Below are 13,100 nucleotides of genomic sequence, written 5' to 3'. Positions count from 1 at the left end.
AGTCACCGCTGGTCCTCGTCGCCGACGGGGGGAGGCTCGGGGACGATGATGTGGCCATAGCCCTTCAGGTCGATACGCCCGCGGGCGGGGTGCCACTCCCCCGGCGCCTTGTTGCGGTGGGACCAGGCGTGGTCGGCGAGCTGGTCTAGGCTCTGCCCGACGACGGGGTGACCGTGGTCGAGGGCGATGGCGACGAGTCCCCACAGCTCACGCGGGTGGATGGGCTGGCGCTGCGGCAGGGTCTTCAGGTGCGCCTCCCACAGGTCCTCGGCGCCGGCGCCGTAGTCCTCGAAGAACCGCTCCTTGGCTGCCGCTTCGATCTCGGCGCGGATGAGCGCTTCGACGGGCCGGGAGTACCGGTACGCCTCGGCATCGCGGGCACGCCGAGCCGCCTGCTCGGTCTTGGCGGCCGCGCCGCACCGGTCGGCGTACGCCTTGATCCGGTCGAGCGCGTGCTCGTCGGCCCAGGCCAGCCGCGGTCGGACGTCGCTGTACCGGTGTGCCTCGTCGGGCCACCAGGGGGTGTCGCCCCAGCGGCTGCCGCCGAGGTACCCGCCGAAGTAGGTCTTCTCGATCCGTCGGGGGTCCCCGAGCCGGGCGCCGTCGGTGTCCTTGACGACGGCGCGGCCGCGGCCGGTGATCAGCGCCGTGTCGCCCCGGTAGTGCCAGGAGTAGGGGTCGTCGGTTGAACGGACCTCAGTGCCCTCGGGGGTGCCGGTGCGCCAGGTGTAGAGGGCGAGGGTGCGGCTGGTCGGGTCGACCGGGTCGAAGATCTCGGTGACCGCCAGCGGGATGCCTTCGGCTCCGTTGACCAGCTCGGCGACCAGGGCCTCCCGCTCGGGGGCGGTGAGGTAGTGGTTGGGGTTGGCGGCGAACTTCCAGGTGGCCCAGGCCTCGGTGGACCAGGCGACCTGCAGCAGGCTCGCCGAGCGCGGGGCGACCCGCTGCCATGTCTTGACCGGCCCGAGGGTGCCGTTGGCCCGGATCGGCGTGATGTCCAGGAACACGCCGGTGTCATGGGCCGGGGTGGATGGGGCGTAGGCGAACCACTTGCCCTGCCGGTTGGCCGCGACGGCGATGACCCCGGGCACGCGGCGGCCGGCGGCGACCATCCGGTCGGCGCGGCCGTCCTCGGATGCGGCGCGCCGAGCCCGGTACTCAGTGATGATCTGCTCGGCGGCCTTCGCCTCGTGCTTCGGCTCACCGTTCAAGGGCCGGGCCCAGGTGTGGGCGACCTTCCACCAATGCACCAGCTCGTCCAGCGTGGCGGGCACCGTCTCGGCCGGCTCGCCTTCGGCCTCGAGCATCCGCGCCAGCAGCCCACGGAACGGCGCCTCCGTCGCAGCCTCGGCGTCCTTGGCGGCCAGGACGGCGCGCAGGGCGGGGACCATGGACAGGAAGTGCTTGGACCGCTCTTCCCGGCTGTTCAGGAAGTAGGCGATCTCGGCCCGGGTGGCCAGGTCGAAGGGCAGCACCCAGTCATCGTGGGTCTTCACGACGCAGGAGGCGCGCTGGGTGGGGGTCTCCAGTCGGTCCCGGTGGTAGACCCAGCCCGGCTTGTCCGGGTCAGGCTCGGTGTACTTGCGCCAGACCTGGTCGGTGCGCTCGAACCGGATGACGAACCCGCCGTCGCGGCGACCTTCAATGAGGTGCGGCTGGTCGGTCGCCGGGCGGCTGTCGACGTTCGGCGGGTTCAGGCGGGTGTGCGCGGACCGCCCTCGCCAGTCCTTGCCCCACAGGTCGTTGAAGCCTTCGGTGCGCCAGTCGCCGGCGATGCGCAGCCCCGGGCGCATCTGGGCGTTCAACCGTCGCTGCCAGGCGGCGAACGTCTCGTGCCCGTCACCGAGCTGCAGGGACGTGTCGCCGTCCTGGATGAGGACGACTCGGCCGGCGTCCTGGTCGGCGACCGAGAGCAGGTTCAGTCCGGTCTCGGGCATGGGGTGCCAGACGGGGGTGCGGTCGATGATGCCCTGCAGGACCAGCACGATGCGCATGAAGTGCCGGCGCCGGGCGTCGGCCTCCTCCTGCATCTCGAGCCATTCCTCGGAGCCGGGGACGACGGGCTTGCCGATGTCGACGCCGAAGAGGCGGCGGCCGAAGACGTCGGTGAACTCGGTGCGGTTGGGCAGGACCCGGTCTGCGATCTTCAGCTTCTCGTCGACGGTGAGCACGTAGAGCTTCTCGCCGTTGCGCAGGAGCCAGTAAGAGGCCTCGTTGTAGGCGTTCTTGGCGGAGTCCTCCCAGATGTTCCCGGAGCAGGACGGGACACGGGTGGGGATGAGGACGACGACGCCCTTGGGCTCGGGCAGGACCCGGTCCAGGTTCTCGGGTGCGGCGATCAGCCACGTCACGAAGGCGTTGATGTCCTTGTAGTCCATACCGGTGGCACCGCGGTCCATCAGGATGAGCGACTCCTCGGCCATGACGAGGACCTTCTGCCGGATCGTCAGCGGGGTGTCGGCCGGCGCGGGCGCGCCGTCACGGACCAGGGTCAGGGACTCGTCTCGGCCCAGGTACAGGTCGACCGTCCAGGACACCTCCTCCAGCTTCTTCAGTTCCGCCTTCAGCGGCGCCATCTGGGCGTCCAGTTCGGCCTGCCGAGCGCGGAAGGCGGCTTCGAGCTCCTGCCGTTGCCGCTCGAGGTCGTCCTTCATCTCCTGCTGCTGGGCCTGCAGTGCGGCGCGCTGGCGGGCGACTTCGGCGCGGCTGGTGGCCACGGAGGCGCGCATCGTCACGGCGTCCTGCCCTCGGGGCACGAGGTTGCCGGCTTCAGCTGCGGCCGGTTCGATCTCGGTCATGCCCCTCATGTGTGCGGCATGGCCTGCCGCCGGCGTCAGGCTCGAGAGGTACTGGGGGTCGTCGAGCCGAGGGCGAGTTGCCGGGCCGATAGAGGGGTGCGGCAGCGACGGCTGATCCGGTTGCGAATCCAGGAGGGTAGGTCAGGCCCGGCGTGCTGCCGTCGTGCCGAGCGCGGCGTCGACGCGGCGACGTTCCTGTTCGGTGTTGACCCGCCTCTTCAGGGAGCCGACCTCGTCGCTCAGAGCCTCTTCGGAGAAGGGGAGCAGGTACCGGACCCAGGCGTCGGCGTCGAGAGTGATCAGTTCTCGATCCGTCGCGTCTCGGATCTGGTCGTCGGTCGTGGCGACGAGCGTCCGCGCCTTGGACACCGCATCGGCTTCCGCCTCGATCTTCCGTCGCGCACTCTCCGCCTCGAGGACATCGATCTGCGCCTGGACCCGCGGGTCTGTCTGCCCGGCGGTCCCGAAGTCGATCAGCGACCGGCGGTACCGGCGCAGCCGGTGCTCCGAGATGGTGCGCAGGCGGGCTGGTTCCTGGGCCATCGCGACACGGAACTTCCGCCGCTGGCCTGCCCGGTAGACCACGGAACCTGCCCGCGCGATGAGCGCCAGGATCGCGAGGACGGCGATGAGGACTCCTCCTGCCAGGAAGACCCTGACGAGGAACTCATCCAGGGATGGGGCGTGACCTTGGAGGATCCGCGGGTCGGGCATTCCGGCGATCATCATGTTGTGTCCCATCTGGAGGCGATCGACTGGTCGTCGGTGGTGGCGACGGCGGTCGGGCGGAGTGTTCTCTTGTGCGGTGGGCGGGAGTCGAACCCACCCTCCCCCTGCCGACAAGCCGGGGGACCGGGCTTCCACCCGGGAGGTCGCCAGACCTCGTCACCGCTCCATCTCTTTTCCGTGCTCCTCCATCGATCCCCGATTGCCGTCGGGGGCCTTCAGTCGCACGCGGCACTATCGCAGCTCGGGCGTCGCCGTCGGGGATTTTCGCCACCGCCATGCACCCGGGAGCTACCCGTGCTGGTGACGAGTCGTCGTCGGCGCGTTGACGACTCAGCGTGGGCTCACCGGAATCGAACCGGCCCCCGTGTGGGCGGGGTGACCGTCAGCCCTGCCGGGTTCCTGACCCGGCCTACGTTTCTGTGCTGCACCCCATGTGTGCGGCACGGGCGTCCTCTCGCGACAGCCCCCGATCAGCGGCCGCGGAGCTCCTGCAGCTGGCCGGAGACCGTGCACCAGTCCTTGGTGTCCAGGCCGTGCAGCCCGGCGGAGGTCGGGTAGCCCGGCGGGACGACGATCTGCCCCTCGAACGGGTTGTCGACGGTGGCGGAGTACTTGGCGACCAGGGACCGGAACGTGGCGGCGCGCGCCGTGGTGGGGTCCTCGAACAGTTGGGCGTCGTCCTTGCTGGTGGTCTTCTTCGCCGAGGCCTGGGCGGTGCAGGCGTTCTCCGCGGCGGCGATCATGTCGTTGTACTGGCCGATCACCACCCCGTACTGCTTCTCGACGTTGCCTGCGGAGATGACGTGCGCGCCGCGGCCGAACCAGCCGAGCGCCAGCCCGGCGACCACGAGGGCGCCGATGACGAGGACGGTGGCGACGATGCCGCCGAGGACCTTCAGCCCGGTGCTCACTTGGTGGCCCCTGCGTTCTTGACGGCGTCCTGCAGCAGCTGGGTGGCCTTGGAGGTGTCCCCTCGCTTGAGGGCTTCCTCGGCGTCCTTCTGCGCCTGCGTGACAGCGTCGGAGTTGCCGGTGATGGACACCTTGGTCTCCTGCCGCTGGTAGTTCTGCAGCTTCGAGGAGCACAGGACGTTGAGACCGAAGAAGTCGACGTAGTCCCCGGAGGGCGTGAACCCGTACCGGTACCCGGGCGGGTTGCCGTGGTACATGCCGTCCACGGACCGCTGGTCGTACCCGCTGGAGTCGGTGCCGCGGAAGTAGCTCACCGACGAGCTGGTCAGCTTCGACCGGATCGGGATGGTGACCAGCGGGCTGGAGTTGTTCGGGAAGCTGGTGGTGCACCAGATGATCGAGTTCGGATCGTCGTACATCTTCTGGGCCGCGTTGTAGTTGTTGTACTCGACGTCGTTCTGCGGCATGTACGGGGACCGGTTCTCGGCCTTGGTGTTGACCTCCTGGCTGGCCTGCTGCGACGCGGTGCACCCGGTCAGCGACAGGGCAGCGAGAGAGATCAGGACGAGCGCGATCGGCGCCTTGAGGTTCATCTTCATGGGGCGGGATTCCTTCCCCGTTGGCCGGGCGGTTCCCGGCGGCTGCATCCCATGTGTGCGGCGAAGACCACCTCGTCGGCGCCGGTGCGCGTACCAGGAGAGCATCAGCGGGATCCCGGGGACCAGACCGATGACCAGTCCGCCGCCGACGCAGATGAGGCTGGTGGATCCGCCCTCGGGGTTGCCCAGAGGTCGACGGCCGAGGCGATGAGGGCTACATGAGCGAGCCCAGAAGGGAGGATGGAGCCATGACCGAGCTGAGTTTCACCTGGACACACGACGCGGTCCCGTGGGACTCCGTCAACAAGGTCGGTACGCCTGCTGCGCTCGACCACCTGGAGCAGGGCCTGCTCGATCACGTCTGGAACGCCGCCGCCCTCGAGGACAACCCGCTGACCCCCGACCAGGTAGCGAGCCTCTTCGCCATTCCCCCGGCCGATCCCGGATTCGATCAACAGCAGGTGCTGGCCCTCGTGGCAGCCCATCACCACCTTGCAGGCCAGGTCCGCTCCGGGTCTTTCCGGTTGGCCAAGGCCACCGCAGACCGACTGCACCGCATCGTCGCGGTGCACGAGGCGATCGAATCCGGGCACTTCCGCGGCGAGGGTTCGGTGACCGGCGGTGGGCACGTCCGCCTCGGCGGGCGCGGCGTGTACTCCGCGACCAGCGCCACAGACCACGGTGCCGCGCTGCGTGCCGAATTCACGGCGGGAATCGCGGCACTCGAACGGCTTTCACACCCGGTGGAGCGGGCAACCGCGTACTTCTGCCTGGGCACCCGGCACCAGTTCTTCTTCGACGGCAACAAGCGCACCTCGCGGATCATGATGAACGGCGAGCTGATGCGCTGCGGGTACGACCCGATCATCGTCCCGGTCGCCAGGCGCCCCGAGTTCGACCGGCACCTGGTCACCCTCTACCGAGAGGCCGACGCCACTGTCCTGATGCGGTTCCTGATCGAGTGCGCGCTGCGAGGCTGAGCGGGCAACGACTCAGAACAGGCGGACCGGTTTGACGATGTCGGCGATGAGCAGCAGCACGCTCATGCACAGCATCAGCCCGGCCACCAGGTAGGTCAGGGGCATCGCCTTGGCGGCGTCGACGGGGCCCGGGTCGGCCCGGCCGAACATGGCGGCGGTGCGGCGGCGCAGGCCTTCCCACAGGGCGCCGGCGATGTGTCCGCCGTCCAGGGGCAGCAGCGGGATGAGGTTGAAGACGAACAGGGCGGCGTTCATGCTCGCCAGGATGCCGATGATGCCGGCGGCCTTGGAGGTGCGGTCGATCTGGTCGGTCGCGGCGACCTCCCCGGCGATGCGGGTGACCCCGAGGACGCCGATGGGTCCGTTGGGGTCCCGTGGGGCGGGGCTGACCAGGGCGGTGGCGACCTGGATGAGGCGGACGGGCAGGGCGATGACCACCCCGGCGATCGAGACGATGGTCTCCCCGACGGCGGGCAGGACCGCGGTGACCGGCTCGGGAGCCCGTTCGCGGGCGAAGGCGACGCCGATCTGACCGGCCCGGGTGGTGACGGGGGTGCCGTCCGCGCGTGCCGCGGGCTTGCCGGCCTCATCGAGCACGGCCACGTCCTTCAGCTGCGGGGTGACCGTCAGGTCCACCTGGGTCCCGTCACGCTGGACGGTGATGCTGGTGGGGGTGGCGTCGTGGGCGCGGATCATCGAGCTCAGCTGCGCCCACGAGGTGACGGGGGTGCCGTCGAAGGCGGTGACCCGGTCCCCGGTGCGCAGGCCCGCCGCAGCTGCCGGGGTGCCCGGCCCCGGGTTCGCCCCGACCGTGGTGGTGGTGCGCGTGGTGCCGATGCCGACCATCAGCACACCGGTCAGCACGACGGCGATCAGCAGGTTCATGGCGGGACCGCCGGCCATGATGACGATGCGCTTGTGCACCGGCAGCGCCCAGAACGAGCGAGCCTCATCCCCGGGCTTCGCCTCAGCCGACTGGGCGGCGCGCGCCCGGTCGGCGATCCTCCGGAACAGGGACGGCTTCACCCCCTCGGGCAGGGGCGCCACTGGTGGGGTCATCCCGGCCATGGCGATGTACCCGCCGGCGGGGATGGCCTTGATCCCGTACTCGGTCTCCCCGCGCCGGATCTTCACCAGGGTGGGGCCGAAGCCGATCATGTACTGGCTGACCCGCACCCCGAACAGCTTGGCCGGGATCAGGTGCCCGAGCTCGTGCAGGGCGATGGAGGCGGCCAGGCCGAGGATGACGGCGACGACGCCGATGACGAACAGCAGCACAATCACGCGGCGGTCCCTTCAGGGTGGGGGTGCCGGTGCCCGCCACGGGTGGCGTGACGGGCACCGGGGCGGGTCAGAAGTCCCAGTCCTCGTCCTCGGTGGCCACAGCCTTACCGATGACGTAGGAGGAGCCGGAGCCCGAGAAGAAGTCGTGGTTCTCGTCGGCGTTCGGGGAAAGGGCGGAGAGAATGGCCGGGTTCACGTCGGTGACGGTGGACGGGAACATCGCCTCGTAGCCCAGGTTCATCAGCGCCTTGTTGGCGTTGTAGTGCAGGAACTTCTTCACGTCCTCGGTCAGCCCGACACCGTCGTAGAGCGACTCGGTGTAGCCGATCTCGTTCTCGTAGAGCTCGAACAGCAGCTCGAAGGTGAAGTCCTTCAGCTCCTGCCGGCGGGCCGCGGACACGGTCTCGAGGGCGCGCTGGAACTTGTAGCCGATGTAGTAGCCGTGCACGGCCTCGTCACGGATGATCAAGCGGATCATGTCGGCAGTGTTGGTCAGCTTCGCCCGCGAGGACCAGTACATGGGCAGATAGAAGCCGGAGTAGAAGAGGAAGGACTCGAGCAGGGTGGAGGCGATCTTCTTCTTGAGCGGGTCGTCGCCCTGGTAGCGCTCGAGGATGATGTCGGCCTTGCGCTGCAGGTGCTCGTTCTCGGCGGACCAGCGGAACGCCTCGTCGATCTCCTTCGTCGAGCAGAGCGTGGAGAAGATCGAGGAGTACGACTTGGCGTGCACGCTCTCCATGAACGAGATGTTCGTGAAGACGGCCTCCTCGTGCGGAGTGACGGCATCGGGGATGAGGCTGATGGCGCCGACGGTGCCCTGGATGGTGTCCAGCAGGGTCAGGCCGGTGAAGACCCGCATGGTCAGCTGCTGCTCGGCCGAGGTGAGGGTCGCCCAGGACTGGATGTCGTTGGAGACGGGCACCTTCTCGGGCAGCCAGAAGTTCGCGGTGAGGCGGTTCCACACCTCGACGTCCTTCTCGTCCTGGATGCGGTTCCAGTTGATCGGCTGCACGGGGGCGAGGCGGGTGGTCGTGGCGCTCATGCGGGTCCTTATCGAGGGGTGCTGGTGGTGAGGGACATGCGTAGAGCCGGGCGTGCCCGGGCGCATCCCGTCGGTCATGTGTGCGGCGGCGTCGGCCTCACGCGACGTCGGCGGCCGCGACGCGTGCCAGGGCATCGGAAAAGATGACCAGCTCTGTGGTGTGCCCGGGCCGGTGTCCGGAGTACCGCATGGGCAGTGGTGCTCGGTGCCGGGCCCGGTAGAGGTCGGGAATGGGGGGCTCGTCGTCGTAGGTGAGCAGCCACTTCGCGTCGGCGTGCTCGTTCAGGGCCGCGGCCAGCCGGACGTGGTGCTGGTCAGCGAAGTGGGACCGGTAGAGGGTGTCGGCCTTGGTCACGTAAGGCGGGTCGACGAACAAGAAGGTGTCCGGGTCGTGGGCGCTCTCGCGCACGACGTCGGCGCCGTCGCGGCAGGTGACGGTGATCCGCTCCGCGTACAGGCCCAGCAGACGGAACCGCTCGGCCAGCCCCTCGCGCGGGAAGCGGGCGTCTATCAGCCAGCGGCCGGTCTGGTCGCGGCCGCCGATTGGGTTGGCGCGCAGCACCCCCGAGTGGTTTGTCCGGTTCAGATAGAAGGCGGCGAACCCGAGGTCGAACCCGCTGGCCGTCCCGGACCGGTAGATCTCTTTCTGTCGGTCCCACTCGTCGATGGTCAGCGGCACGGTGCGCACGGCGTCGACGTATCGGTCCGGTTCGGCGACGGCGGTAGCCCAGAAGGCGTACACCGCGGGGTCCAGGTCGTTGAGGGTGATCCGCTCGACCTGGCCGGTGACCAGCAGGGCCAGGGACAGGCCGGCGCCGCCGGCGTACGGCTCGACGACGTGCCCACCGGTGAGACCATGCTCGCGCAGCAGGGCACGCACGGGGGCGTAGAGCTGTCCCTTGCCGCCGGGCCACCGCAGCGGGGAGATGGTGACACGGCGCCTCACGATGCGGGCGCCGCGGCCGGGTCGGCCGTCGCCTTCGCCTCGTCGTACTGGTGGATGCCCCAGACGATGGCGTGCAGGCACAGCAGGAACCGGTGGCTGTAGGCGTCGAAGTCGTAGCCGATCAGGTCGGTGAACTCGTGGCCGGTGAAGTCGCCGAGCGCCTCGAATGCCGTGTCGCGGTCCTCGACGCCGAACACCTCGTCATCGAGCGCGGCGAGGATCCGTTCGCGCTTGGCCGGGTCGTCCGCGTACTCCTCCTCGATCTCGGCGGTGATGGTCTTCTGCAGCATGTCGGCGGAGAAGCCCTGCAGGTCCTCGCCACGGGCGACGCACTTCTCGGCCCAGTACCCGGCGTTGACGTACCCCAGCGGGTGCCGGAAGAACGCGAGCATGTCCTCCTGCCGGCGGAACGCGAAGGTGCCCAGGTCGCCGTTGATCGTGATGGCTCCCGGCCAGGTGATCAGCTCGAACCAGCCGATGCCGGTGTGAGGCGAACGGAACCGCAGGTGCCGGTACAGACCGTCGTCGTGCAGCACGGTCATCTCGTGCTCGGCGACGTAGCCGTTCAGCTGGTTGAGGGCGTCGGCTTCGAGGGCGCGGGCCATGTCGAAGGGGCTTGAGTTGCTCATGAGCCCCATGTGTGCGGCGGGATCAGCCTCCTGCGCGGGCGCGACGGAGGGCGAGACGGGCCGAGACCCCTCGAGGTCGCGCCGGGCGGTTCGTGCCGCACACATGGGGCTCATGAGCAAAGAGCAGCTGGATCGCGTCCTGGCCACCGTCGAGTACGACCGCGCCGCCCTGGACGGCACCGTGCAGAACTACCGTGATCTGAACGAGCCGTTCCCGGACTCGATCCTGGCGAACCACTTCGACGTTCCTGAGCTGGCGGCAGCGGTCTACGAGCTCGCAGACCGTCTCGCTCAGATCGTCGACCTCACCGACGCCGCCCCGGGTGACGAGCTGCTCAAGCGGGTCGCCGCCATCGCAGCCGGTGTGCACCCGGTCGACCCCCGCCAGGTCGTCGCCGACCATCTCGGTGTACCCGTCGACGGCTCCTTCCAGGACACCGGGTCTCTTGCCCGCGAGCTGATCTACGGTCGCCCCGGCCTCGTCCGCGTCACCTGGTGGACCTGGCGTCTGGAGGACCTGAAGGTGCGGCGCGCCAGACGGGTCTTCGACGTCGACCTGAACACCGGTGCGCTCACCGAACTGAACGGCTGACCTGGGACCTCGAGCACCAAGTAGCCGATCGTGGGGCATGCTGGACCCGACAACGAAGGCACACACGAGGGGGCAGGCATGAGCGAGCCGATCATGGTCAAGGGCTACACCGGGGCGATCGAGTTCGACGGGACGTTCATCACGATCCACCGCACCGGCATGCGGGCACGCCTCACCGTGGGCAAGGGAGACAAGCGGATCCCGATCTCCGCACTGCAGGGCACGCAGTGGCGACCCGCCGGCGGACTGACCAACGGGTTCCTGCAGCTAGTGATCTCCGGCAGCAGCGAAACGAAGAGCCAGTTCGGCTCCCAGGCGATGAGCGCGGTCAACGACGAGAACAGCGTGATGTTCACCAGGAAGCAGGAAGCCGAGTTCGCTCACCTGCGCCAGGTACTCGACCAGGCGCTGGCGGCCCGGATCGCCGGGCACGGCGCCCAGCCGGCCCAGCCGGACGTCACCGATCAGCTGGCCAAGCTCGCCCAGCTCCGCGACTCGGGCGTCGTGACTCCGGAGGAGTTCGAGGCCAAGAAGACGGAGCTGCTCGGCCGGCTCTGACAGCCCGGTGATCAGCCCTTCGTAGGCACACCGTCGACGGGCGGGCACCCCGGCCCGTCGCCGATGGTGGCGTCGGCACGTGCGGTGGCCCGCTCGAGGAAGGTGCTGGCCAGGTCGCCAGCCCGGCGCAAGTCGTCCTCAAGCTGGCTGGTCACGGCACCGGTGTTCGCCCCGCCGTACGAGCCCCGCAACCGCGAGAACTCGTACTCCATGCGCTGCAGGTGGACGGCCGCGTTCTGCAGGGCGAGCACCTGCTGCGCCTCGCGGACGGCGATGACGGCCAGGGTCAGGTACCGGTCGCGGATCTCGGGTGCCGCGGCGATCCAGGGCAGTTGGTGCTCGTGGGCGTACATGGCCTCGGCGGCCAGGACGGCGGCCGCGGCTCCGCCGGTGTCGAGCTCACGGCGCAGGTCGATGCTCACGCGCGGATTCCGTTCCGGTTGATCGCGGCGGTGAGCCAGGCGGCGCCCGGACCGTCGGCCAGGGCGAGGGCGAGGTCCCAGTCTGGGCGTCGGGTGATGCTGGTGGAGGCGCGAACGCCGATGGCGTGGTGGAGTTCGTCGAAGAACTCGCGGACGCCGGCGGGCCCGTTCTCGAAGTAGTACGCGAAGAAGCCGCCCAGGTCGTAGTGGGCGATGAAGTCGAGCCGGACGGTCAGCAGGTCGTAGACGGCCCGGGTGAACCGCTCCCCCTCGAACCCGGAGTCGACGAAGCGGGTGAACGCGGCCAGGGCTCGGCGCTTCTTCTCCGCGGTCGCGTACTCGTCGTCGACCAGCTCGGTGGTCTTCACCCAGGCCGGGGTGGCCACCTTCGTCCTGGCCGGCGGCAACGGGGCCGGGTGGATCCCGGCCGGGTCGGGAAACCGGACGCCTTCGCGGGCCTCACGCTTCAGGATCATGCCGCTGATGGCCCTCCCGTCCTCCGTCGGGGCGCCGAGCAGGTCGGCGTGGAAGGCGTCGCGGGCGACCGGCTCGTGCCGGGGTTCGAAGGTGACCGGGGTGCGCTCGAGCACCCACACGTTGGTCAGCCCGTAGGGGGCGTCGCGCAGGGCGCGCAGGGCGCCGATGGTCTCGGCGTTGATCTGCGGGGCGATCGCGCAGCTGAGCTTGTCGCCGCGGGCGGACTTCACGAGGGTGACGCCGTCGGCGGCCGGGTCGATGATGACCGCGCAGTAGCGCCCGTAGTTCACCCCGTCGGAGGACTGGGAGAGCAACATCTCGGTCGCGGTGGCGCGGCGGGCCGGCGGCCAGAGGGCTTCGAACTCGGCCAAGGTAATGGTCGTGGTCGGCGCGAGTGCCGGAGTGGGGGTCGGTGGGGTGATCGTCATGACCACCATGTGTGCGGCAGGCCGCCTCCCCCGGCATCGAGGGATCGAATTGCCCAACCATCAACCGCTGGTTGAAGGTTGGCGTCGTTCCCGAACACCGAAAAGCTAGTTTCCCCGGCATGATCACCAACTACACCGCAACCCACATCGCAGACGACCTCGCCATGCTCGATCTGGAAGGCCAGCACGGGCCAGTCGAAGCGGTCATCACCGCCATCGTCGAGAGCTGCATCATCCAGCTGGACGGCCTTGCCGTCACCTTCACCGGCATCGCCGCTGAGCAGTGGCGGTTCAACCGCAGCCATGACGGCGACGTCGTCGGGCTGACCGACGGCCGCCCCGCCGTGCACCTCGAGGTCAAGTCGCGCACCGCGCAGACCAACATGACCAAGGGGGCCTGCCGCCGCACCGGGTGTCCCGGGGCGCAGACCCAGTTCCACCACATGGCCGAAGACGGCTGCCCGGTTCTCCTGCTGACCACCCCTTACGGCCACTGCCGTGGCTGGCTCGAGGCCAGCACTGACTCGTCGGTTCTCCCGACCATGAAGACATGGTCCGACTTCGCCGCGGCCCTGCGCGTCTACGGAAACCAGCCCGTCGACCTACTGCCTCACCTGCTGAGGCTCGACCAGTCCAGGCTGACCGCCGCCTGAGCAAGGCTCTGAACGAGGTGGGGCCCGACCCGTTGACCGAGCCGAGCCCCAC

At 69.3% G+C, this 13,100-nt stretch carries 14 protein-coding genes; 4 read left to right on the top strand and 10 right to left on the bottom strand.

The window, feature by feature from the left end; genetic code table 11:
- Positions 1–2: 2 nt before the first annotated feature.
- The 4 genes from V6N00_RS13115 to V6N00_RS13100 all read right to left on the bottom strand — a co-directional run bounded on the left by V6N00_RS13115 (position 3) and on the right by V6N00_RS13100 (position 5,037).
- On the bottom strand, positions 3–2,798 hold the full coding sequence (locus V6N00_RS13115) for a hypothetical protein (RefSeq protein WP_334232887.1): 2,796 nt from the start codon (positions 2,796–2,798) through the stop codon (positions 3–5).
- A gap of 141 nt (positions 2,799–2,939) precedes the next feature.
- Positions 2,940–3,527, bottom strand: a complete 588-nt coding sequence (locus V6N00_RS13110) for a hypothetical protein (RefSeq protein ID WP_334232886.1) — start codon at positions 3,525–3,527, stop codon at positions 2,940–2,942.
- A gap of 470 nt (positions 3,528–3,997) precedes the next feature.
- Positions 3,998–4,438: a hypothetical protein gene (locus tag V6N00_RS13105; protein ID WP_334232885.1), complete on the bottom strand. Its 441-nt coding sequence runs from the start codon at positions 4,436–4,438 to the stop codon at positions 3,998–4,000.
- On the bottom strand, positions 4,435–5,037 hold the full coding sequence (locus tag V6N00_RS13100) for a hypothetical protein (RefSeq protein ID WP_334232884.1): 603 nt from the start codon (positions 5,035–5,037) through the stop codon (positions 4,435–4,437). The genes V6N00_RS13105 and V6N00_RS13100 overlap by 4 nt, the downstream gene beginning before the upstream one ends.
- Positions 5,038–5,285: 248 nt before the next feature.
- Between V6N00_RS13100 and V6N00_RS13095 the strand changes: the two genes are divergently transcribed.
- A complete protein-coding gene (locus V6N00_RS13095) occupies positions 5,286–6,017 on the top strand; it encodes a Fic family protein (protein ID WP_334232883.1) in 732 nt (243 codons plus the stop codon).
- A 12-nt stretch (positions 6,018–6,029) separates the two neighbouring features.
- On the opposite strand, the gene V6N00_RS13090 is transcribed toward V6N00_RS13095, so the two are convergent.
- The 4 genes from V6N00_RS13090 to V6N00_RS13075 form a co-directional block, all read right to left on the bottom strand.
- Complete coding sequence (locus tag V6N00_RS13090; RefSeq protein ID WP_334232882.1) at positions 6,030–7,301, bottom strand: M50 family metallopeptidase; 1,272 nt, start codon at positions 7,299–7,301, stop codon at positions 6,030–6,032.
- A gap of 67 nt (positions 7,302–7,368) precedes the next feature.
- Entirely contained in the window at positions 7,369–8,343 is a 975-nt protein-coding gene (nrdF, locus tag V6N00_RS13085) for a class 1b ribonucleoside-diphosphate reductase subunit beta (RefSeq protein WP_334232881.1), read from the bottom strand.
- A 97-nt stretch (positions 8,344–8,440) separates the two neighbouring features.
- Complete coding sequence (locus tag V6N00_RS13080) at positions 8,441–9,289, bottom strand: DNA adenine methylase (protein ID WP_334232880.1); 849 nt, start codon at positions 9,287–9,289, stop codon at positions 8,441–8,443.
- Positions 9,286–9,918, bottom strand: a complete 633-nt coding sequence (locus V6N00_RS13075; protein WP_334232879.1) for a hypothetical protein — start codon at positions 9,916–9,918, stop codon at positions 9,286–9,288. The genes V6N00_RS13080 and V6N00_RS13075 overlap by 4 nt, the downstream gene beginning before the upstream one ends.
- Positions 9,919–10,030: 112 nt before the next feature.
- Between V6N00_RS13075 and V6N00_RS13070 the strand changes: the two genes are divergently transcribed.
- Together V6N00_RS13070 and V6N00_RS13065 are read left to right on the top strand one after the other, a co-directional pair.
- Complete coding sequence (locus V6N00_RS13070) at positions 10,031–10,510, top strand: hypothetical protein (RefSeq protein WP_334232878.1); 480 nt, start codon at positions 10,031–10,033, stop codon at positions 10,508–10,510.
- A 78-nt stretch (positions 10,511–10,588) separates the two neighbouring features.
- Positions 10,589–11,068 carry a DUF4429 domain-containing protein gene (locus V6N00_RS13065; protein WP_334232877.1) on the top strand — a complete coding sequence of 160 codons (480 nt, stop codon included), beginning with the start codon at positions 10,589–10,591 and terminating at the stop codon, positions 11,066–11,068.
- 11 nt (positions 11,069–11,079) lie between these two features.
- Here the strand turns inward: V6N00_RS13065 and V6N00_RS13060 are convergent, their stop codons facing one another.
- Together V6N00_RS13060 and V6N00_RS13055 are read right to left on the bottom strand one after the other, a co-directional pair.
- Positions 11,080–11,490: a hypothetical protein gene (locus V6N00_RS13060; RefSeq protein WP_334232876.1), complete on the bottom strand. Its 411-nt coding sequence runs from the start codon at positions 11,488–11,490 to the stop codon at positions 11,080–11,082.
- Positions 11,487–12,395, bottom strand: a complete 909-nt coding sequence (locus V6N00_RS13055; protein ID WP_334232875.1) for a hypothetical protein — start codon at positions 12,393–12,395, stop codon at positions 11,487–11,489. The genes V6N00_RS13060 and V6N00_RS13055 overlap by 4 nt, the downstream gene beginning before the upstream one ends.
- Positions 12,396–12,514: 119 nt before the next feature.
- On the opposite strand from V6N00_RS13055, the gene V6N00_RS13050 reads away from it, so the two are divergent.
- Positions 12,515–13,048 (top strand): hypothetical protein, encoded by a 534-nt coding sequence (locus V6N00_RS13050; RefSeq protein ID WP_334232874.1) that lies wholly within the window; start codon positions 12,515–12,517, stop codon positions 13,046–13,048.
- Positions 13,049–13,100: the final 52 nt, after the last annotated feature.

It is taken from the genome of Tersicoccus mangrovi, from assembly GCF_036881825.1.
GTDB lineage: Bacteria > Actinomycetota > Actinomycetes > Actinomycetales > Micrococcaceae > Tersicoccus > Tersicoccus mangrovi.
This window is presented reverse-complemented; position numbering and strand designations above follow the sequence as displayed.